This window comes from Pseudomonas avellanae BPIC 631, assembly GCF_000444135.1.
GTDB lineage: Bacteria > Pseudomonadota > Gammaproteobacteria > Pseudomonadales > Pseudomonadaceae > Aquipseudomonas > Aquipseudomonas avellanae.
The window spans coordinates 1-21,574 of record NZ_ATDK01000067.1 but is presented as its reverse complement, the minus strand read 5'-3'; the positions used below and the strand labels follow the sequence as shown (position 1 = coordinate 21,574).

The window sequence follows — 21,574 nt, the reverse complement described above, 5'->3', positions numbered from 1 at the left end:
AAGGGAGAAGATATTTTGAACAAAATACAGCGAGCCCGCGCGGCAATGAGCACGCAGGCATGAGAGAAGTTAATTTTGAGACGGCACACTAGTTGCCACTTTACTGACCTGCCTGACCACTTTCGCGGTTTCAGCCGCCAACAAGGAAAACCCTCTGCCCGAAACGTCGAGCGAGCGCCGTGTGGAGGTTGATACGCAGCGCGAGCAGATTACCGGGGCCGATCTTGCCGCCAGCAAGAGACCCGATGGAGCGCAGACGATTGTGGATGCTCCGATCGACACCGCCGACGCACCTGCCAGCAATGAAAAGCCCTGAGCGGGTCGTTGACGCACCGCATTTCACCCAAGGCATTATTCAAGGAATAACCCCGTGTCCATGATCAAACAAGGCTTAGGCTTGAGCGTACTTGCGCTCAGTGTGGCCCAGGCGAGCACAGTGCTCGCTGTGACTCCAATGACCGGCAATGAAGTCGAGGCGCGCGTAGGCGCCATGCTAGACAACATGACTCAGTCAGAAAAGATCAACTTTTCGCGCGTCGACGACGGGCGAATGATCCCCAAGCTGGATAAATTCAACCTGCAGGGCACGGTCGCCTACGACTCGGCGATGGGTGTACTGGTCGGCGGCAAGACGTTCGGCGCGCAGTACCCTTCCCCGTCTGCCCTTGCAGCAACCTGGAGCATCAACCGGGCCAAGGAATTCGGCCTGGCCATTGGTTATGAAACCCGCATCGCGGGTGGCCAGCAAATGCTTTCACCGGCCATCAACCTGTACCGGACGCCGTTCAACGGGCGGTCAGCCGAGTACATGAGTGGTGAGGATCCGTTCCTCGGCGCGGTCCTGGCGCCGGCAGTAACCAACGGCATTCAGGTGCAAGGCGTGCAGGCTGCGGCCAAGCATTACCTGATGAACGAGCAGGAAGCGAATCGGCATTATCTGGATGTGAAGATCGACGAACGCGCGATGCAGGAGCTGTACCTGCCCGGCTTCGAATCGCTGGTCAAGAACGCCAATGTTGCTTCGGTCATGTGCGGCTACAACAAGATCAACGGCGAGTACGCGTGTGAAAATCATCATCTCATTACCGACATCCTGAAAGGCCAATGGGGCTTCCAGGGCAACGTCATGAGCGATTTCAACTCGGTTCAGGACGCCTTCAAAGGCGCCTGGGCAGGCACCGATATCGACATGCCGAGCGGGCTCCAGTTTACCGAAGCCAAGCTGCTGCCTTATGTCTGGAACGGTCAGCTGCATCAGAACGTGATCGACGACAAGGTCCGCCGCAACCTGCGAGCGCTGGTCAGCTACGGCTTTGACAAGGGCATCAACAAGGCCCAGCCGCTCGAACATCGCGAATACGGCCAGCTGGCTGCACTGAACGTCGCGCGGGAATCGATAGTGCTTTTGCGCAATGAGCCGGTAGATGGCCAGAAACCTCTGCTGCCGCTGTCCAGAAGCGCGAAGATCGCCGTCATTGGCGACATGGCCGTACAACCGCCCTCCGCGCCTTTCGGCACAGCCTACTCAGCGCCGGCCAGTTATGTCACCGAACTGAGCGGGCTCAAGCAACTGGCGTCGAACGCATCGAATGTCGACTACCTGCCGCAGATGAGCCTGAATCCGAAGTCTTCCGTGTGGTATCAGCCAGGTGACAACAAACAGGCCATCAGCAACGCAGGCGTCAAAGCCGAGTACTACGCCAACACCACGTTATCGGGCGACCCGGTTGCAAACCGCATAGAGCCGGGTGTCAATCTGGACTGGACCACCAACACCAACGTGACCGATAACGGCTCCACTGCTGTCAGCGGCTACACGCCTGCGGCCGGTTCGTTCTCCGCCCGTTTCACCGGCAAGATCAAACCGACGATCACCGGCGCCCATGTGTTCAAGGTCCGTGCCGACGGTGCCTACAAGCTCTGGATCAATGACGAACTGGTGCTTGAAGACGAAGGTGCGCAAGTCTCGTTCGATTTGATTCCGGTCATTCCTCGCACCGTTAAAACGCCAACGCTCAAAGCCGGCACCGAGTACAACGTGCGTCTGGAATATCGCCGCCTGAGAGGCAACTTCATCCCGGTACTGGGCGGTTTGAACGGCGTGCAGATGAGCTGGGCGTCGTTGCGTCCACCGAAAAACCTGGCCGATTACGACGCTGTAGTGGTGGCCGCAGGCAGTAACTTCGAATACGAAGGCGAGTCCCTCGATCACCCGTTTGAACTGCCACAGTTTCAGTCGGAACTGATCGGTTTCATTCAGAAAGCCAACCCGAAAACCATTGTCGTGATGCATGGCGGTGGCGGGATGGACATGCAGCCGTGGGCAGACAAGGTCGCAGCCTCTTTGCACGCCTGGTTCCCGGGTCAGCAAGGTGGCCAGGCCTTGGCCGAGATTCTGTACGGCAAGGTCAACCCGTCGGGCAAGCTGCCTATCACGCTGGATAAAAAGGCGCAGGACAACCCCCAGCTACGCGTCGTATTCCAACCCCGTGCCGTACTATTTCAGCAGCGCCAACCCGCCCACTGAAATGACTTACAGCGAAGGCCTGTATCTGGGCTACCGCGGTTACGACAAGAAACACACAAAACCGCTATACCCGTTTGGTTTCGGGCTGTCCTACACCACTTACCAGTACAGCGACCTGAAGCTGTCGAGCAACGTACTGGCCCCAGGCGCTACTCTTCAGGCCAGCTTCAAGGTCACCAACACGGGCGACAAGGCCGGCTTTGAAGTTGCTCAGCTTTATGTGCAGCCCTCCAAGCCCCAGGTTGATCGCCCGGAGAAGGAGCTGAAAGGCTTTTCCAAGGTTTATCTGAAGCCGGGCGAGAGCAAGACGGTGACGATTGCGCTGGATTCGCGTTCGTTCGCTTATTACTCGGCCGATTCGGTGAGCTGGAAAGTCGACCCCGGCAAGTTCAAGATACTGGTGGGCAAGGACTCGGAAAATCTGACCCTCGACCGCACCGTGGTTGCGCTTTACCCGGAACAGCTGACCACCCGCGATTCCAATCCCCTGCCGATACCGCTGCGCAAGGCAGTCCAGGTACAGCCCGAGCAGGCTTACTAAACAGCAGTAATCCGGGCGGATGCGATCGGTGGTCGAAAGGCCATCGATCGCATCGCAGTCATGTGATGGTTGCCTGACGCCCCGTCAGATCCCGCGCCAGTCGCTCGATGAATCTGGCAAATGCCTGTTCGATCTGCACATCACCCGGCGACCGAAGCCACTGAATCTGCATGCCGTCCATCATCGCCGCTATCTCAAGGCTGATCTGCCTTACATCAACGTCTGATCGAACTTCACCGGCCTGAATCAACGCGTTCAGATGAGCTTGAAGATGACTGTGAACAATCCCGAAACGTTCGCTGAACCAACGATGCGCCGGGTGAGTGACCGACAGACTTTCCGTGTTGATGATCATCAACGCCTGACTGACCGCAGCGTCTTCGATGCTGAAACTCATGACCAATTTCAGAAAAGACATGAAGCCTTGCAGGGAACCGTCTTGATCGGCTTCCTGCAGTCTGGAGGCGACATACGTGTCCCGATTTTCAAGAACCGCCTGTAACAATGCGAGCTTGTTCGGAAAGTGGTGCAACAAACCGACTTGAGAGATGCCTGCAACCTTGGCGATGTTCGTCAATGAAGCACCGGCATATCCATCCCGGGCAAAGATGATCATGGCCGCCTGAATGATCTCGACCTTGCGCAGATCGCCTTTGGGAATTCGACGGCGCTTGACCGCCGCAGGTGCACCGCAATTGCTGGAGTTCACAGACATGGGCAGAGTACTTTTCGCATCACGGTATTCGCTCCTGCTTGCACGTTATCCGGATTGAAGCTACAGATCACAAGCAGACCAGGCGGCTGAGCCCGTGTGTCCTTAAACATGAAATCGTAGCATGCAGGCGAGTGAAAACCGGAAAATACCTGTTTTTTGCAGGCTAAAGAACCACCTGCGCATGCCGATGAATAGCGTGGTAAATCGTACCGATTCCAGCACCAGAAGACTCAGGCAGTCGGATTTGCCTCGTGCTTTAAACGCGGACGTTGAAACCCGCTCGCTCCGAATGACGCTTTCAACGCGACGATACAGTGGTGCTGACGCTGCGCTATATTGCGGTCGCCATAGAACGGCAAGCACCGATACGTTCTGATTTCATTGCATCACGCCGGTCGCGGACACTCGCCGGCCCAAAACAAGACATGACATGTGTGAGCGGGAGGCGCTCTGAAAGACCTGACACGAGAAGAACTGGAAGCGCAGATCGTGCGTTTGCGCGCAGCGCTTGAAGACGCTGGCATCGACGCCGGAGCAGACGGCGGCCGCGCCATCGAAGAAACCCGGGAGCGCTATCGACTGGCCGCGAAAGCGACCAACGACACCATCTGGGATTGGGACTTTGCGGCCAACCATGTGCTCTGGAACGACGCGCTGGAAGAGGCTTACGGCCACCCGCTGGCGACGCTGGACACCTCCGGCGACTGGTGGATTGCGCAGATCCATCCCGATGACAGGGCACGCGTCCATGATTCCATTCATGCAGTGATCGACGGCGACGGCACGGCATGGAGTGATGAATACCGCTTTCACCGCCAGGATGGCTCGTACGCCGATGTGCTTGACCGTGGGCATGTGATCCGCGACAGCGAAGGCAATGCCGTACGCATGATCGGCGCGATGCTCGACATGTCGCAGATTCGCAAGGCCGAGACCGCGCTGCGCCAGAGCGAAGAGCGCTCCAGAACCATGCTGGAAACCATCGAATCGGCGTTCGCTATCATTCAGATCAAATTCGATGCCGACGACAGCCCGATCGACTATCGCTTCCTGGAGGCCAATCCGGCGTTCGAGCGTCAGGCAGGTGTCGATCTGCGTGGCAAATGGGTCACCGAATTTGCGCCGGACCTGGAGCGCTTCTGGTTTGAAACGTATGGCCACGTTGCAAAAACCGGTGAGCCCGCCAGTTTCGAGAACTATGCCAAGGCGTTCGAGCGCTGGTTTGAAGTAAAGGCGGTTCGCGTCGGTGAGCCGGCTGATCGGCAAATCGCGGTCATGTTCAGTGACGTGACTGCCCGTCGGGATGCCGAGGAGCGTTTGCGGACCAGCGAGGCCGTCGCCCGCGAAAACGCTGAGCGAGTGCAGCTGGCCCTGGCCGCTGGCGCGATCATCGGTACCTGGCACTGGGACCTGCCGTCTGATCGCTTTACGGTCGACGAAGCCTTCGCCAGGGCTTTTGGCCTTGACCCCGCGCTGGGCCATGAGGGTTTGAGTCTGGAGCAGGTCACTGCCACCGCTCACCCCGAAGACCGGCCAGGCTTGATCGACGCGATCAACGCCGTCATCACCAGCGGGCATCTTTACGCCCATCAGTACCGGGTTCGTCGTACCGACGGCATTTACTACTGGATAGAGGCGAACGGCCGGGTTGACCGCGCCGACGATGGCACACCCTTGAGCTTTCCGGGCGTGCTGATCAACGTAGACGAACGACGCTCCATTGCCGCCGAGCGCGACCGGGCCACGGCCGCCTTGCGCACGCTCAATGACACACTTGAACAGCGCGTGGCGGCGCGCACCGCCGAGCTTATGCAGGCTGAGGAAAAGCTGCGCCAATCGCAGAAAATGGAAGCCGTCGGCCAACTGACTGGCGGTCTCGCCCATGACTTCAATAACCTGCTGGCAGGCATTTCCGGTGCCCTTGAACTGATGGGCACTCGCATCGAGCAAGGACGCTGGAGCGACGTAGACAAATACATCGTGACCGCACAGGGTGCTGCCAAACGTGCGGCGGCCCTGACACACCGGCTGCTCGCCTTCTCCCGCCGCCAGACGCTGGATCCGCAGCCAACCGATGTAAACCGGCTGATCAAAGGCATGGCCGATCTGATTCAGCGCACGGTCGGCCCCAGCATCGTGGTCGACACCGTCGGTGCCATAGGCCTCTGGCCCACGCTGGTGGACGCCAGCCAACTGGAAAACGCGCTGCTCAACCTGTGTATCAATGCCCGCGATGCCATGCCGGATGGCGGGCGCATCATGGTCGAGGCGAGCAACATGTGGATGGAGGGCGATGTGGCCAAGGCCCACGATATGCCCGATGGGCAGTATCTGTCGTTGTGCGTGACCGATACCGGCACCGGCATGACGCCGGATGTCATCGCCAAGGCATTCGACCCCTTCTTCACCACCAAACCTATCGGTCAGGGCACGGGCCTTGGTCTGTCGATGATTTACGGATTTGCCAATCAGTCAGGCGGGCGGGTGCGCATTCAATCCGAGGTCGGCAAAGGGACGGCGATCTCCCTCTATTTACCGCGTTACGACGGTGCCGCCGTCAGGGACGAACACGACACCGGCAAGACATCGGTCGAGTTCACCGAGTCCGGCGAGACGATCCTGATCGTCGACGACGAGCCGACTGTGCGCATGCTGCTCACTGACGCACTGGGCGATCTCGGCTACACCCTCATCGAGGCATCCGACAGCCTGGCCGGCCTCAAATTGCTGCGCTCCGATGTGCATATCGACCTGTTGATAACTGACGTGGGCCTGCCCGGCGGCATGAACGGGCGGCAAATGGCCGATGCCGGGCGAGAAGTTCGCCCGCACCTGAAGACCCTGTTCATCACCGGTTACGCAGAAAACGCGGCCATTGGCGATGAGCAACTCGGGCCTGGCATGAAAGTGCTGACCAAGCCGTTCGCAATCGATGTGCTGGCTTCCAGGGTTCAGGAATTGATGACCTCGTGACCCTGTTGGAGCGTTCTTGTCAGCCAGCGAGCGGCTGATGAGAACGCTCAACGACGGCTGGAATGGATCGCGCACACCTGCTCGCACCTTCAACATTGAGCGCTGCGCAAACCCGGTGCTAACATGCGCGACCGCCATGCAGGCAAGGGAATAACCGGGTCATGAGCAGTATTCGCGAGCGCAACAAAGAACTCATCCTGCGCGCGGCCAGCGAGGAATTCGCCGACAAGGGCTTCGCCGCCAGCAAGACCAGCGATATCGCCGCCAAGGCCGGTGTTCCCAAACCCAACGTCTACTACTACTTCAAATCCAAGGAAAACCTCTACCGCGAGGTGCTGGAAAGCATCATCGAGCCTATTCTGCGTGCGTCGACGCCCTTCAACCCGCAAGGTGTCCCGGCCGAAGTGCTCAGCCGCTACATCCGCTCGAAAATAGAGATTTCCCGCGACCTGCCCTTCGCATCGAAGGTGTTCGCCAGCGAGATCATGCACGGCGCCCCGCACCTTACACCGGAGCAGATCGAACAGCTCAACGGCCAGGCGCGGCACAATATCGAGTGCATTCAGGCCTGGATCGACAAGGGGATGATTGCCGCACTGGACCCTCATCATCTGATGTTCACCATCTGGGCCGCGACCCAGACCTACGCCGATTTCGACTGGCAGATTGCGACCGTCACCGGCAAGGCGAAGCTGGACGATGCCGATTACGAGGCGGCTACACAGACCATTCTCAGGCTGGTGCTCAAGGGCTGCGAGCCGGATCGCTGAACCAACGGCTGCTGAGCAACCCACTTTCCTGCAGACACAAAAAACCCGCCGAAGCGGGTGGTGTTGCAACATGACCATTCCAACGTCCTGTCAGTAGCCTCCTGGCAATGGTCGATCATCCCTGATCGCTGCGGCGTTCCTTCGCTGCAGCTGTTGAATTGGATCCTACATTGAGCGGATGTAGGTCGATAGAGCCAATCGCTTCTCTCGATGTAAGCCTTTCGCCATACCTGCTCACACCTTCCCTAAGCTGTAAAAAAATGTGACGGCAATCTCATGTTTGGTCATGATCCGCCGAGATGCTGAAAAGGCTCTGCTATCCGGCTTTGCGCCGGTCGGCCTCCAAAAAAGAAAAATAACGTTCGGGGTGAGATCATGAATATGCGCAGTTTGTCCATCAGCCGCCGCTTGTGGCTGATTCTTGTCGTTTCTGTGCTGATGCTTCTGGTGCTCGCAGCGGCTCTGCTCAGGCAGACTCATGAAGACCTGTATCGGGCAAAATCCGAAAAAACCATGCACGTGGTCCAGACAGCCAGCGGCATTCTCACGTTTTATCAAGGGCTTGAAGCAGCCGGCAGCATGACTCGCGAGGCCGCTCAGCAGCAGGCCCTGAAAGAGATCAAAGGCCTGCGTTACAGCCAGAATGACTATTTCTGGATCAACGATTTGCGCCCGGTCATGATCATGCACCCCACCAACCCCAAACTTGAAGGTCAGGATATATCGACCATCAAGGACCCGGACGGCTTTGCGGTGTTCAATGAAATGGTCGCTCTCGTCAAAAGCAAAGGCGCTGGCATGGTCAACTATCGCTGGCCAAAACCGGGTGCCAGCGAGCCGGTAAAGAAAACGTCTTATGTGCAATTGTTTCAGCCCTGGGGCTGGATTCTGGGGTCGGGCGTGTACGTGGATGACGTCGCGGCAGAGTTCAAGACTCAGCTGTGGAACGCCGGGCTGTTCATCGCCGGGATCGTGCTCGTCATGGTGCTGCTGCTGGTGTTGATCGTGCGCAGTATCGTCCGCCCGCTGAGAGCAGCGGTTGCAGCCATGGGCAATATCGCCAGTGGCGAGAGTGATTTGACCCGTACCCTGGAAACGCACGGCAAGGATGAAATCACCGAACTGGGCGGGCATTTCAACGCCTTTATCGCCAAGCTGCGCAATGTCGTCAGCCAGTTGCAGAGTTCTTCCGTGGCGCTGGGTCAGGCCTCCACCGACCTGGGCAGCAACGCCGAGCAGGCGCAAAACCGCAGCCAGCAGCAATCCCAACAGATGGATCTGGTCGCCACCGCCGTCAACGAAGTGACCTACGGCGTGCAGGACGTGGCCAAGAATGCCGAGCACGCTGCCAGCGAAATGCGCGATGCCGAGTCGCAGGCGCAACAAGGTCAGGTCAATATCGACAACAGCCTGCGCCAGATCGAGCACCTCTCCGGCACCATCGGTCAGGCGGTTGAAGTGATGAAAAGCCTGGCCAGCGAGAGCACACAGATCGGTAGCGTGCTGGAGGTGATCAGTTCGATTGCCGAGCAGACCAACCTGCTGGCGCTGAACGCCGCCATCGAGGCAGCGCGCGCCGGTGAGCAGGGTCGCGGCTTTGCCGTGGTGGCCGACGAGGTGCGTCTGCTGGCCCAGCGCACGCAGAAGTCCACCGCAGAAATTCAGGCGATGATCGAACGCCTGCAAAAGCATTCCGATGCAGCGGTCAAGGTGATCGGCGACAGCAGCCGCTCTTCGCAACTGACCATCGAGCAGGCCAATCAGGCCGGTCAGAGCCTGAGTTCGATCAGTCAGGCGCTGCGCAACCTCAACAGCCTGAACGCCTCGATTGCCAGCGCCACCCTGCAACAAACGCATGTGGTAGACGACATCAACCAGAACGTTACCCAGGCTGCGCAGTTGTCCCAGAGCACCGCGCTGGCCGCCGAACAGTCGACTTCTGCCAGTCTGCACCTGAGAGGGTTGAGCGAAGAACTGAACACCCTGCTGAGACAGTTCCGGGTTTAAGTGCTTATTGCCATGAGGCGTACGGAACCTAGGGCGCCTCTTGTTGCCTGAGACCTGCTCACTTATTGATCAGTTATTTGCGGGGGTCACATGCGCACACTGGAATTGGCAGGCAACACCGTACCAGTGCTGGGTCAGGGCACCTGGCACATGGGTGAAAAAGGGCACCAGCGCTCGGCAGAGATCGCCGGTCTGTGCCTGGGCATCGAACAGGGCCTGACCCTGATCGACACCGCCGAGATGTACGCCGATGGCGCCGCTGAAGAGATCGTCGGGCAGGCCATCGCAGGCCAGCGTGACAAGGTCTTCGTGGTCAGCAAGGTCTATCCGCACAATGCCAGCAGCGCCGGTATTCCCGTCGCATGCGAAGCCAGCTTGCGCCGGATGAACACCGACTACATCGACCTCTATCTGCTGCATTGGCCGGGCAACTACCCGCTGACGGAGACCGTCGAGGCGTTCGAGCGTCTGCGTGAGGCCGGAAAGATCGGCGCATGGGGCGTGTCCAATTTTGATGTCCGGGACATGATCGAGTTGAACAACCCGCGCTGCGCGACCAATCAGGTGCTGTACAACCCGGAACAGCGCGGTATCGAATTCGACCTCATGCCGTGGAGCGCAGACCGCCACTTGCCGTTGATGGCGTACTGCCCGATTGGCCAGGCCGGCGATCTGCTTTACCACCCTGCCCTGCATGAAATTGCCAAACGCCATGAAGCGACGCCAGCGCAGATCTCGCTGGCGTGGGTGCTGCGTCAGGACAACCTGATTGCCATCCCCAAGGCGACCAACCCGGAGCATATCCGCCTGAACATCGCGGCTGAGCAAATTCGCCTCACCGAGCAGGATCTCGCTGATATCGACCTGGCCTGGCCCGCACCGACCCGCAAGGTGCCACTGGCGATGGTCTGACGCCCCTGGCAGCGCTTACAAGCTGTCTTTGAACTGAATGGCCGCCGGATGCTGCCAGCTTTCCAGTGCAAACGAAACACTCTGCAACAAGCCGTCACAAATATGAAATAACGCCTTGTCATCATGCGGCCTTCGCCTCCCCCCTTCGGGCGGGCCGCACGTGGACAGCCATGAACCACAGTATTGCGCACCACCATCAGGATTCAGACCTGTTCGGCCTGCTCTATGGCTTCCGTTTTCGCCACGGCGAAAGCGGCCAGGAAATCGGCTCGGCTGCCGCGCTGGATTACTTGCAACATCCGCCCGACGAAGAAGACTTTATCTGGCTGCACCTCAACCTCTCGCACGCCGCCTGCGAGCGCTGGATGAAAACCCATCTGGAACTGCCGGAAGAGTTTTTCGAAGCGCTGCACGAAGGCTCGCGCTCGACCCGAATCGAACACGTTGACGCGACTTTGCTGGCAGTGGTCAACGACGTGGTGTTCGACTTCAACAGGCTGTCGACCGACATTTCGACGTTGTGGGTCTGCGCGCGGCAACGGTTGCTGATCACCGCGCGGCTGCAACCGCTGCGCTCGGTGGACAAGTTGCGTTCGGCGGTCAAGCGCGGCGAACAGTTCGATTCCCCCCTGGAATTGCTCGCCCACCTGTTGAGCGACCAGGGCGAGGTGCTGACCCAGTTCCTGCGCAAGACCAGCGTCAATGTCGATCGTATCGAAGACCAGTTGCTTTCCCAGCGGCTGAGCAACAATCGCTCCGAACTCGGTGCCATACGCCGGGTGCTGGTGCGCCTGCAACGCCTGCTCGCGCTGGAACCCGGCTCGTTGATGCGCCTGCTGCATCGCCCCCCGCAGTGGCTGCGCGAACAGGATGCACAGGCACTGCGTCAGTCCGTCGAAGAGTCGTCACTGGTGATCAACGACCTGACAGCACTGGGTGAGCGCATCAAGCTGTTGCAGGAAGAGATTGCCGCAAACCTCAACGAACAGAGCAGCCGCACGCTGTTCACCCTGACCGTGGTCACGGTGCTGGCACTGCCGATCAACATCGTTGCCGGCTTCTTCGGCATGAACGTCGGCGGCGTGCCGCTATCGACTGACCCGGAAGGCTTCTGGATTCTGGTGGCGCTGGTTGCGACCTTTACGCTGGTGGCAGGACGCTGGGCGTTTCGCAAACGCGGAGATTATTGACCGATTTGCCGGTTGTCAGAAATCTGGCGCAAAAGCGCAATGACCAAGCCCATGTCGCATCTCTGTCACATTTTGCAATGACCATGTCAATATTCTTTCAATCCAGGATTGCGAACATGGCTATAAACGCACTTTCTCCCGACGCTACAGGTCGTGCGAGCCTGTCGGCCATTCAGTTCGGGCGCAAACCCGGCCGACTGACCATGGTCATTTTCTTCGCGATACTCATCGCAGGTCTGTTATTTACCGGCTACAGCCTCAAGCAGGACGTCGACGACATGGGCACGGTGGTTACCACCTGGACCCCGTTCGTGCTGTTGGGCGTGGCCTTGCTGATTGCGCTGGCTTTTGAATTCGTCAACGGCTTTCATGACACCGCCAACGCCGTCGCAACGGTGATCTATACCCACTCGCTGCCGCCTGGATTCGCGGTGGTCTGGTCGGGATTCTTCAACTTTCTCGGCGTGATGCTCTCCAGCGGTGCCGTGGCGTTCGGCATCATCGCGTTGTTGCCGGTGGAGCTGATCCTGCAAACCGGCTCGTCGGCAGGCTTCGCCATGATCTTCGCGCTGTTGATCGCGGCCATCATCTGGAACCTCGGCACCTGGTGGCTGGGCCTGCCGGCCTCATCCTCGCACACGTTGATCGGTTCGATCATCGGGGTCGGCATCGCCAACGCATTGATGCACGGGCGTGACGGCACCAGCGGCGTGGACTGGTCTCAGGCAACCAAGATCGGTTACTCGTTGCTGCTCTCGCCGCTGGTCGGCTTTGGCTGTGCCGCCCTGCTGTTGCTGGCGATGCGCATGTTTATCAAGAACCGCGCGCTGTACAAGGCACCCGAAGGCAATGCGCCGCCGCCCTTGTGGATTCGCGCCATGCTAATCGTGACCTGCACCGGCGTGTCGTTCGCGCACGGCTCCAACGACGGGCAGAAAGGCATGGGGCTGATCATGCTGATTCTGGTCGGCACCCTGCCGATGGCCTACGCGCTCAACCGCACCATGCCGGCCGATCAGGCCACTCAGTTCGCGGCCGTGGCCGAAGTTACCCAGCAGGCGCTGATCCGCAGTGTGCCGCAACCCGCCCCCAGCGATTCGCGCCACGACGCTATCGGATTATCTGGTCAGCAAGCAGGCAGGTCCTGACCTGATCCCGGCGCTGGCGGTGATGACCGGCAAGATCGGCAATCAGGTCGCCAGCTACGGCTCGCTCTCGAAAGTGCCTGCGGAGGCGGTGACCAACGTGCGAAACGATATGTACCTGACCTCGGAAACCATCCGTTTGATGGATAAAAACAAGGTGGGCAATTTCGACGCAGATACCCAGACCAAGCTCGATGCGTTCAAAGGGCAGATCGACAGCGCGACGCGTTTTATTCCGACCTGGGTCAAGATTGTCGTGGCCATCGCCTTGGGGCTGGGCACGATGGTCGGCTGGAAGCGTATCGTCGTGACCGTCGGCGAGCGGATCGGCAAGACGCACATGACCTACGCCCAAGGGGCGTCGGCAGAGGTGGTGGCGATGTTCACCATCGGCGCGGCGGACATGTACGGGCTGCCGGTGTCGACAACTCATGTGTTGTCGTCCGGCGTGGCAGGTTCGATGGTCGCCAACGGCTCGGGGCTACAAATGCGCACCCTGCGCAACCTGGCCACCGCCTGGGTATTGACCCTGCCGGCGGCCATTTTGCTGTCGGGTTCGCTGTACTGGCTGTTCAGTAAGCTGTTCTGAGGTCATTGGCGAGCGGTGCCTCATCAAGTCTTGAATGCAGGTCACAAAGAGGACGCGGAGCGTCCAGAAAGGCATGCGACGCGGAGCGTCGCACGATAGTTGCGATTATCGTGCCGCAGGATCCGGCGGTACATCACCCTCTACGCTGGTATCGATACTCACCACCACCGACATCCCCGGCCTTAGATGCTCAAGCATAGGCTGGTCGGCGTCGACGACGATGCGCACCGGGATGCGCTGGGAGATTTTCACGAAGTTACCGGTCGCGTTGTCGGCGGGCAGCAGGCTGAATTCCGAGCCCGCTGCGGGCGATATTCTTTGTACATGACCGTGCATTTCACGGCCGTCCAACGCATCGACGGTAAAGCTCACCGGCTGGCCGAGGCGCACATTGGCCATCTGGGTTTCTTTCATATTCGCCACGATCCAGCGCTGCTCCGGCACCAGCGCCATCAGTTGCGCACCCGAGTTCACGTACGCACCCAAACGGACACCAATCTGCCCCAACTGCCCGTCACGCGGGGCAACGATGCGGGTGTTGTCCAGATCGATGCGCGCCAGTTCGATGGCTGCTTGCGCGTTGGCCACCGAGGCTTCCAGCGAGCCACGGTTGACGATGACGGTTTGCAGGTCCTCGCGGGCGATCAGCAATACTGCCTTGGCTTCTGCAACTGCCGCATTGGCCTGGGCATCGGCCGCCTGGGTCACGTCCAGCTCGCTTTTCGACACCGAACCATCGGTCACCAGCGCTTGATTGCGGCGAAGATCGGCGGCGCTCTTGCGGCTCTGGGCGATGCTGTTCTGCAACTCGGCCTGACGCTGGCCGATCGTCGCCTCGGCGCTGCGCCGCTGTTGCAGGTTATTGGCCAGCGAAGCCTTCTGCACCGCCAGTTGCGCCACAGCCTGATCGAGGCGTTGACGGTAGATGCGGTCATCCAGACGCACCAGCAGGTCGCCTGCCTTGACGAACTGGAAGTCTTGCACCGGCACCTCATACACGTAACCGCTCAGTTGCGGCCCGATCAGCGTGGTCTGGCCCTTGACCTGCGCGTTCTCGGTGCTCTCGATGGGGCTGGCAAACGGTGGAAACTGCCAGGCATACAGCACCAGCAGCACTCCGGCCAGTGCGACGGCACCGAAAATAACTGAAGACACCGCTCGCTTGCGGGTCGAGCGCGGCTTGCTGGTGACCGGGGATGTCAAGGGTGCCGGGGCCGGTGCAGGCGAGCTGCGAGGTGCTTCGGTATCAGGAGTCTTGGATTCGGTCATGAAGAGTGAACGCCGGAATGGGGTACGGTAGGCGAAGCGGCAGGTGCAACGGGCGCCAACGCCTGGGGTTGAGTGGTCATTTTCAGCCACAGCATGCGCAAGGAAATCCAGATCATGGTGAGCACCGCAATCAATGCAATGAGCATGAAGACATCGTTATAGGCCAGCACGTTGGCTTCTCGTGTCGCCGCCGTGGCCATGGCGCGAATGCCCTGACTGTTGCGCAATGACGGGTCAGCAATGACCGAACTGTAACTGGCGCTGTAGCTTTGCAGCCGTGACTGGACCAGCGGGTCGATCAGGGTCAGGTGCTCGACAATATGACTGGAGTGAAACTTCTCGCGCACAATCTGGAAAGTGCCCAGTGCAGCCGAGCCGATCAGGCCGCCAATGTTCTGGGTAATCCCGAACAGAACCGAAAAACTGACCATATTGCGCGGGTTGGCCAGCACGCCGCTGATGCCCAGCACCAGGGTCGGCCCTAGAAAAAACGTGCCACCAAACGCCAGCAGGAACTGGCTGAGGTACATGTTCGACTGCCGGGCCAGGTTGGTCGAATGACTGTCCATCCAGGCACCCACCGCCATCATCGCCAGCGAGATCAGCAAGGGCTTGATCAGGTGCGCAGGGTTGATGGTCAAGGCGCTGATCGCAAGCCCCGCAACGCTGCCCAGCAGCATCACCAGATACAAAGTATGCAATTGCTGACTGCCCATGTTCAGCGCCTGAAGAAACCCTACTGCGCCCACAGACTGTTCGGACAGCACGATACGAAACAGGATAACCGCAAGCCCAAGACGCAGAATCGCCCCACTGCCCAGCCAGCGCGTGATCAGCAACGGGTTGCTGCGGTTGTGCTCGATTGCCAGTCCGGCGCAGATCAGCACGGTGGACGCTGCCGACGCCATGCCTATCCACGGCGCTTCCAGCCACCATTCGATACGCCCCAGCGACAAGACCGCGCAGAGCAGCGCAAAGCCGCTCGCCAGCAGCCCGAATGTCAGAAAATCCAGTTTCTCGAATGCCTTGAACCGATCACCCGGTGGCAGTTTGAGCATCAGCACGCAGCCCAGCGAGAGCAGCGCCATGCCCAATTCGAACAGGTACAGGCCGCGCCACTGGGCAATCTGCAATAAATCCTCGGACACCAGCCGGGCCAGTGGCGTAGCCAACTGGGCCGTGCCTAGCCCGAGCACCAGCGCCTTGAGCCGCCACTTCTGCGGGAACGCCTGAATCATGTAATACAGGCCGAGGGTGCTGAGCGGCGCACCGACCATGCCGTGCGCCGCCCGCACGGCGATGGCTGAATCGATGTCGTTGACGAACAGGTGCGCGAGGGTCACCAACGCATAGAGCACCAGAAACAGCTCAGTGAACGCGCGCAGACCGAATTGCTGACGAAATTTCACCAGCAGCAGGTTCATCGACACGTTGGTCATGATGTAGGCGGCCGGCAGCCAAGCGATGTCTTGAGAGGTGGCACCCAGCGCGCCCTGCAGATACGGCAGGTTGGCGACCACCAGCGCGTTGCCGAGCCCGCCGGTGAGCGCGACGATGACGCCGACCAGCGCGAACGCCCAGCGCCTGGCATCAGAGTGCAGCGGCGTCGATGGCGAGCCCGGCATGGTCGGACGTTCGTGGGCGGCCCAGTCGCGCGGGGCGTACTTGTCAGTCATCGGCTGGGCTTGGCATGCAGGGAAGTTTTCATGTGAGCTTTTTCATGGGAGCTACTGGATGAATTCACTTGTGTGACAGTCACGACAGCCAGAATACTCAAGCGTCTGGCAACGATTGGTGCAGCCGATCACGCGAAGTAAAGCTCAAGCCTCGATAAACAGAACGATAAATAGCCCAAATAGTGGCTATTTGTAACTTCAGGCTATGCTTAAACGCAGTTTTGCTTTGCACATTTGCGCTGCTAGGATCTTCCACGACGCTTGAACCCGATTCGAACAAGAAGAAAGCGCAACCGAACAAGGAGTTCAGAATGAGTTCACAGGTTTCATCCGCTCGCTCGGTTCGACAACCCGCCAGCCGGGATTCGATTGGTGTCGAGGTGCGTAACCACATCGGTCACTTGACCCTCAATCGCCCGGAAGGCCTGAACGCAATCGATCTGGACATGGTCCGCACGCTTCGTCAGCAACTGGATCTGTGGGCTGATGACGCGTCTGTTCATGCGGTGGTTCTGCGTGGCGCAGGCGGCAAGGCGTTCTGCGCCGGGGGCGACATCCGTTCACTGTATGAAAGCCATCAGAACGGCCAGGACCTGCATCAAACCTTTTTTGCTGAAGAATACGAGCTGGACCTGACCATATACCGCTACCGCAAACCCGTGCTGGCCCTGATGGACGGTCTGGTACTGGGCGGCGGCATGGGACTGGTTCAGGGGGCCGACCTGCGCGTGGTGACCGAGCGCAGCCGGCTGGGCATGCCGGAAGTGGCAATCGGCTACTTTCCGGATGTTGGCGGCAGTCATTTCCTTTCCAGGCTGCCAGGCGGGCTGGGCATCTGGCTGGGCGTTACCGGTTCACAGATCGGCGCTGCCGACGCGCTGTACTGCGGGCTTGCCAACTGGTCGATGAACAGCGAAATGCTGCCGCGCCTCGACCATATGCTTGATCACCTGAAATGGAAATCGACGCCGCTCAAGGACCTGCAGGGTGCCTTGGCCAAGCTGGCCACACAGCGCCTGCCCTACCCGCCCCTGGAAATACTGCGCCCGGCCATCGATCACTTTTTCGGTTTGCCGGACATCCCCAGCATGCTTGAGCAATTGCAAGAGGTGGTCATCGGCGACACGCGCGAATGGGCACTGGACACCGTCAGCCGAATGAAAAGGCATTCGCCGCTGGCCATGGCCGTAACCCTGGAAATGCTCCGTCGTGGACGTCATCTGTCATTGTCGTCCTGTTTTGCCATGGAGCTGCACCTGGACCGTCAATGGTTCGAGCGCGGCGACCTGATCGAGGGCATTCGCGCCCTGATCATCGATAAAGACAAGAAGCCGCAATGGAAACATGCCAGCGCGCAGGACGTCAGTGCCGCGCATGTGCAGAGTTTCTTCAGCGGTCTGGAGAATTGAGTCGTGCACGATCTTGAATTGACCGAAGAGCAGGTAATGATTCGCGACATGGCGCGCGACTTTGCCCGCAACGAAATCGCCCCGCATGCCCAGGCCTGGGAAAAAGCTGGCTGGATCGACGACGCGCTGGTTGCCAAACTCGGCGAGTTGGGCCTGCTGGGCATGGTGGTCCCGGAGCAATGGGGCGGCACCTACATCGACTACGTTGCCTATGCGCTGGCAGTTGAGGAAATCTCCGCCGCCGACGCCGCCACCGGCACGCTGATGAGCGTTCATAGCTCGGTGGGCTGCGGTCCGGTCCTCAATTACGGGACCGATGAGCAAAAACACACCTGGCTGGAAAAGCTTGCCACCGGCCGGGCCATTGGTTGCTTCTGCCTGACCGAACCGCATGCGGGCTCCGAAGCACATAACCTACGCACGCGCGCCGAACTGCAAGGTGATGAATGGGTCATCAATGGCGCCAAACAGTTCGTCAGCAATGGCAAACGGGCGCAGTTGGCCATCGTGTTTGCCGTGACCGATCCCCAGCTTGGCAAAAAGGGCCTGTCGGCGTTTCTGGTGCCGACCGACAACCCGGGTTTTGTGGTGGACCGCAGCGAGCACAAGATGGGCATTCGCGCTTCCGATACCTGCGCGGTCACGCTGAATAACTGCCGTATTCCGGCAGCCGGTCTTTTGGGTGAACGTGGCAAAGGGCTGTCCATCGCCCTCTCCAATCTGGAAGGTGGCCGTATCGGTATCGCAGCGCAGGCGCTGGGCATCGCCCGAGCGGCCTTTGAAGCGGCGCTGGCCTATGCGCGTGAGCGCGTGCAGTTCGACAAGCCGATTATCGAGCACCAAAGCATCGCCAACCTGCTGGCCGACATGCACACCCGCATCAATGCCTCGCGGCTGTTGATTCTGCATGCCGCACGCCTGCGCAGCGCTGGCAAGCCCTGCCTGTCAGAGGCCTCACAAGCCAAGCTGTTTGCCTCGGAGATGGCCGAATGGGTGTGCTCCAAGGCAATACAGATTCATGGGGGTTATGGCTATCTGGAGGACTACCCGGTCGAGCGTTATTACCGCGATGCCCGTATTACCCAGATCTATGAAGGCTCCAGTGAAATCCAGCGCCTGCTGATTGCACGGGAACTGCGTCACTATCTGGTCTGATCCGTGACACTGAGCCCCGGCCAGGCGTGTAGCCGGGGCACGCTGTCAGCGCTTCACAAATCGCTGCCGGCCCAGCAGTGTTACCAGCAGCGCAACCGAGTCGGCGTTTTTAAGCATGATTTCAGTGCGCTTGTGAACATCGGAATAGAACACATCGCGGGCCTCTTCCAGCGTTGATTTACCTGTGATGCGTAAAATCGTGCGCTTGCCATTACCATCCATTCTTCGCAGATCCCGAACCGCGCCGTCTTCAAGTTGCTTGAACAACTGACTGCGGTCGGTGTTAAAGGAGAATGCCGTCCGCTGAATGGTCGCCTGCTCGTCTCTGAGGCGTGCACGAAAGGCCGACGAGTCGGTCAAAAGATCGGTGTAGGGCGCCTGGGAGTCGAGATAGGCAATGTCATCCGTCTTGAGGACCAGGTGCGACAATTCATGAATCAGGATAGCTGCACGATAATGCGGACCAAACCTGAAGTCACCCGCACGAATTGCGCTCACTTTTAGTCGGTAACTGGGCAAACGAAAGAACTGTTCAGTCAGAAAAACCCTCCTTGAGGGGTCGGTCTCGAAAATAAAGGCACTCGATGATTCGCTACCCAAACGGTTGACACCGACCACATAACGCGGCGAATCAACCGGCGAAAGCGAAGGGTCCATCAGCTCGTCATAAATCCTGGTAACGGTTTTTTTAGTGATCTCGTGCAAGCGAGTGTCGAGGGGCTTTACCGCGAAGAAATCGGACAGTATTTTTTCGACACGCGGATCACTCAGCCCCTCCGGCGACCGCATGGACAGGTTACCCACGCAGTTCTCAAGATAACGCTGCGCCTGAGCATGACCTTCTTCAATGGCCTGGGCCATTTCCCGGTATGACTGTCGAATCTCCGACATACCGCGAGCGTTGACGACCATTATGTCATCGACCAGTTCATTGACCGTATTGTTCTCGATGTGAGTGACAACACCGCCGCCGCCCTTCAGCCCCGCCTGCACATTCAGCTTCCAGCGCTGGTTCGTATCGAGCCTGACTGACGGACCCATTACCCCGTCTCGAACAATGAACCAGCCATCGCGGTCACGCTTCAACTGATACACCTTGCCGTCGACAGCCGCGTACCTTCGCCCCTTCACGGCGTCATTATAGGTGTTCAACAACTCATCTCGTTGCAGCGTATTGACGGAAATGTCGTTAACCTCGAACTCACGCAAACGAATTCGTATCTGCTGCGTCAACGAATTGCTGCTCCAGGAAAACTCGGGGCTGTAAGGTATATCTTCAACCTTCACGAACGGCTCAGCCAAAATGGCTTCCGAGCCTTGCACTTCCTCGCTCGGTTGGCCACTCAGTACCTGAAGATTCAGCCTGGCAGAAATCATCACACTCAACGCGGCAATGAACTCCGAAATCGCTTTGCCCCAACGTTGCTCGCCAGCCGCAACCAACGATGAGTTGAATAGCGTCTGACTTTGCAGGATACCGACCAACGCACCTAACCGCCCAGGCAGGAGCGCCATGATCTGCTCGGCACCCAGCGTAAACAAATACTGCGCAGCGCTGCGCCGGTGCTCCGAGTTGGTAACACTGCTCTGCTGCACCTGCAGCTTCAATACGTCCAGCGCACCCTTGAACAATAACTGCAGCGCATTGCCATCAAAAGGAGCGATTGCAAGCGTCACGGGGTCTGGCCGCTGCCAGGGCACATCGAAGGAAGACTCCACGCTGAACGGCAGGTGAGGTTCCATGAACCCGCCGTTGTCATAAACGGTGCGCATTTGGGGATCAATGCGGTCAAGAATAAACGACTGCAAACTGACCGATGTGCGTATGTCCTGCAAAAGCGCCGCCTGATCGGGATATTCCTTGAAAACAAAGTCGTCGTGCATCAGTGCATACAGCACCCACGGCCCGGATTGCTGATCCGCAGGACCGATCAGATAGGTATTGATCACCAGCGTTGGAGACCAACCTTCGCTGGCCGGGAGTAACTGCAATGGACTGAGCAGCACCTTGCAGCCCTGAACGGGAAGTCGTGCCATTGCATCAGGCATGTCAAGTACGCCTTCGATATAGCCATAAGCCTGATCAGTGATCTCTTTTCTTAGTTTCAGGCCGAGTGCCCGGAGAAGATCCAGTGAGGGCATCTGTTCGACAAACAGCTTGAGCCGCTCTGGGTAGGTCGGCGATCCCGGGGTCAACACCGTATCCAGCAACTCCCGGTAACCAGCAGCTACATCCAGCGCTTCCACCACATCATTGACATAGGCAGGTGTAAGCACCGCGCTCAAGGGCTGGCCATCCTCTGCGGCCAGGGAAATAGCCCCATCGAATCTCGACATCAAGCGATTGGCGGCAAACTCAACGAGGTTTTCGCTGGTCACTTCCGTCGCAGCCGGTATGGACTGGGGCAGTTGCCCAGGAGCAACCGGTGCCGGAACAAAATGCGTCAGCGTGACCCGAATATTTTCCGGATCGGGGTGCTCCTCGGGGAAGTCGGCTTCAAGCTTGCGTGTCAGTTGCTGCTGTGAATAGTCATAAAGACTGGGAACATCAAACAGAAAGTCTTTCTTGCCGATGCAGGTCACGTAGAAACGCCGTAAGGCATTCACCAGCCTGACCTGGTCATTACTAGTGTACTGTTTTCGAAAAAATCAGCCACCAACTAACGGAAAATTCAAATCTTATCAATAGTCGCAAA

11 protein-coding genes and 3 pseudogenes are annotated in these 21,574 nt (G+C 58.9%); 10 read left to right on the top strand and 4 right to left on the bottom strand.

Features of this window, described 5'->3' with window-relative positions:
* The first annotated feature begins 103 nt into the window (after positions 1-103).
* Both DW49_RS0105355 and DW49_RS01000000128055 read left to right on the top strand, forming a co-directional pair.
* The gene (locus DW49_RS0105355; protein ID WP_029768499.1) at positions 104-316 is read left to right on the top strand and encodes a hypothetical protein; all 213 of its coding nucleotides are present in this window, start codon (positions 104-106) and stop codon (positions 314-316) included.
* 60 nt (positions 317-376) lie between these two features.
* Positions 377-3,068, top strand: a pseudogene (locus DW49_RS01000000128055) (beta-glucosidase).
* 58 nt (positions 3,069-3,126) lie between these two features.
* Here DW49_RS01000000128055 and DW49_RS0105345 read toward each other — a convergent pair.
* On the bottom strand, positions 3,127-3,783 hold the full coding sequence (locus DW49_RS0105345) for a TetR/AcrR family transcriptional regulator (RefSeq protein WP_005619511.1): 657 nt from the start codon (positions 3,781-3,783) through the stop codon (positions 3,127-3,129).
* 489 nt (positions 3,784-4,272) lie between these two features.
* Here DW49_RS0105345 and DW49_RS0105340 point away from each other — a divergent pair, with 489 nt between their 5' ends.
* The 6 genes and pseudogenes from DW49_RS0105340 to DW49_RS01000000128050 all read left to right on the top strand — a co-directional run bounded on the left by DW49_RS0105340 (position 4,273) and on the right by DW49_RS01000000128050 (position 13,369).
* Positions 4,273-6,756 (top strand): PAS domain-containing protein, encoded by a 2,484-nt coding sequence (locus DW49_RS0105340; RefSeq protein ID WP_005619512.1) that lies wholly within the window; start codon positions 4,273-4,275, stop codon positions 6,754-6,756.
* A gap of 161 nt (positions 6,757-6,917) precedes the next feature.
* Entirely contained in the window at positions 6,918-7,526 is a 609-nt protein-coding gene (locus tag DW49_RS0105335; RefSeq protein WP_005619513.1) for a TetR/AcrR family transcriptional regulator, read from the top strand.
* Positions 7,527-7,901: 375 nt separating this feature from the next.
* The gene (locus DW49_RS0105330) at positions 7,902-9,533 is read left to right on the top strand and encodes a methyl-accepting chemotaxis protein (RefSeq protein ID WP_005619514.1); all 1,632 of its coding nucleotides are present in this window, start codon (positions 7,902-7,904) and stop codon (positions 9,531-9,533) included.
* A 90-nt stretch (positions 9,534-9,623) separates the two neighbouring features.
* Entirely contained in the window at positions 9,624-10,445 is an 822-nt protein-coding gene (locus DW49_RS0105325; RefSeq protein WP_005619515.1) for an aldo/keto reductase, read from the top strand.
* A gap of 170 nt (positions 10,446-10,615) precedes the next feature.
* Positions 10,616-11,635, top strand: coding sequence for a transporter (locus tag DW49_RS0105320; RefSeq protein ID WP_003376212.1), 1,020 nt, complete (start codon positions 10,616-10,618; stop codon positions 11,633-11,635).
* Positions 11,636-11,751: 116 nt separating this feature from the next.
* Positions 11,752-13,369 (top strand): annotated as a pseudogene (locus DW49_RS01000000128050) (inorganic phosphate transporter).
* A gap of 105 nt (positions 13,370-13,474) precedes the next feature.
* On the opposite strand, the gene DW49_RS0105310 reads toward DW49_RS01000000128050, so the two are convergent.
* A complete protein-coding gene (locus DW49_RS0105310) occupies positions 13,475-14,638 on the bottom strand; it encodes an HlyD family secretion protein (protein WP_005619520.1) in 1,164 nt (387 codons plus the stop codon).
* Positions 14,635-16,314 (bottom strand): MFS transporter, encoded by a 1,680-nt coding sequence (locus DW49_RS0105305; RefSeq protein WP_005619522.1) that lies wholly within the window; start codon positions 16,312-16,314, stop codon positions 14,635-14,637. The genes DW49_RS0105310 and DW49_RS0105305 overlap by 4 nt, the downstream gene beginning before the upstream one ends.
* Before the next feature lie 311 nt (positions 16,315-16,625).
* On the opposite strand from DW49_RS0105305, the gene DW49_RS0105300 reads away from it, so the two are divergent.
* Positions 16,626-17,723 (top strand): enoyl-CoA hydratase/isomerase family protein, encoded by a 1,098-nt coding sequence (locus DW49_RS0105300; RefSeq protein ID WP_005619523.1) that lies wholly within the window; start codon positions 16,626-16,628, stop codon positions 17,721-17,723.
* Positions 17,724-17,726: 3 nt separating this feature from the next.
* Complete coding sequence (locus DW49_RS0105295; RefSeq protein WP_005619524.1) at positions 17,727-18,878, top strand: acyl-CoA dehydrogenase family protein; 1,152 nt, start codon at positions 17,727-17,729, stop codon at positions 18,876-18,878.
* Between the two features lie 45 nt (positions 18,879-18,923).
* On the opposite strand, the pseudogene DW49_RS0105290 reads toward DW49_RS0105295, so the two are convergent.
* Positions 18,924-21,509, bottom strand: a pseudogene (locus DW49_RS0105290) (dermonecrotic toxin domain-containing protein); the annotation flags it as partial.
* Positions 21,510-21,574 lie beyond the last annotated feature (65 nt).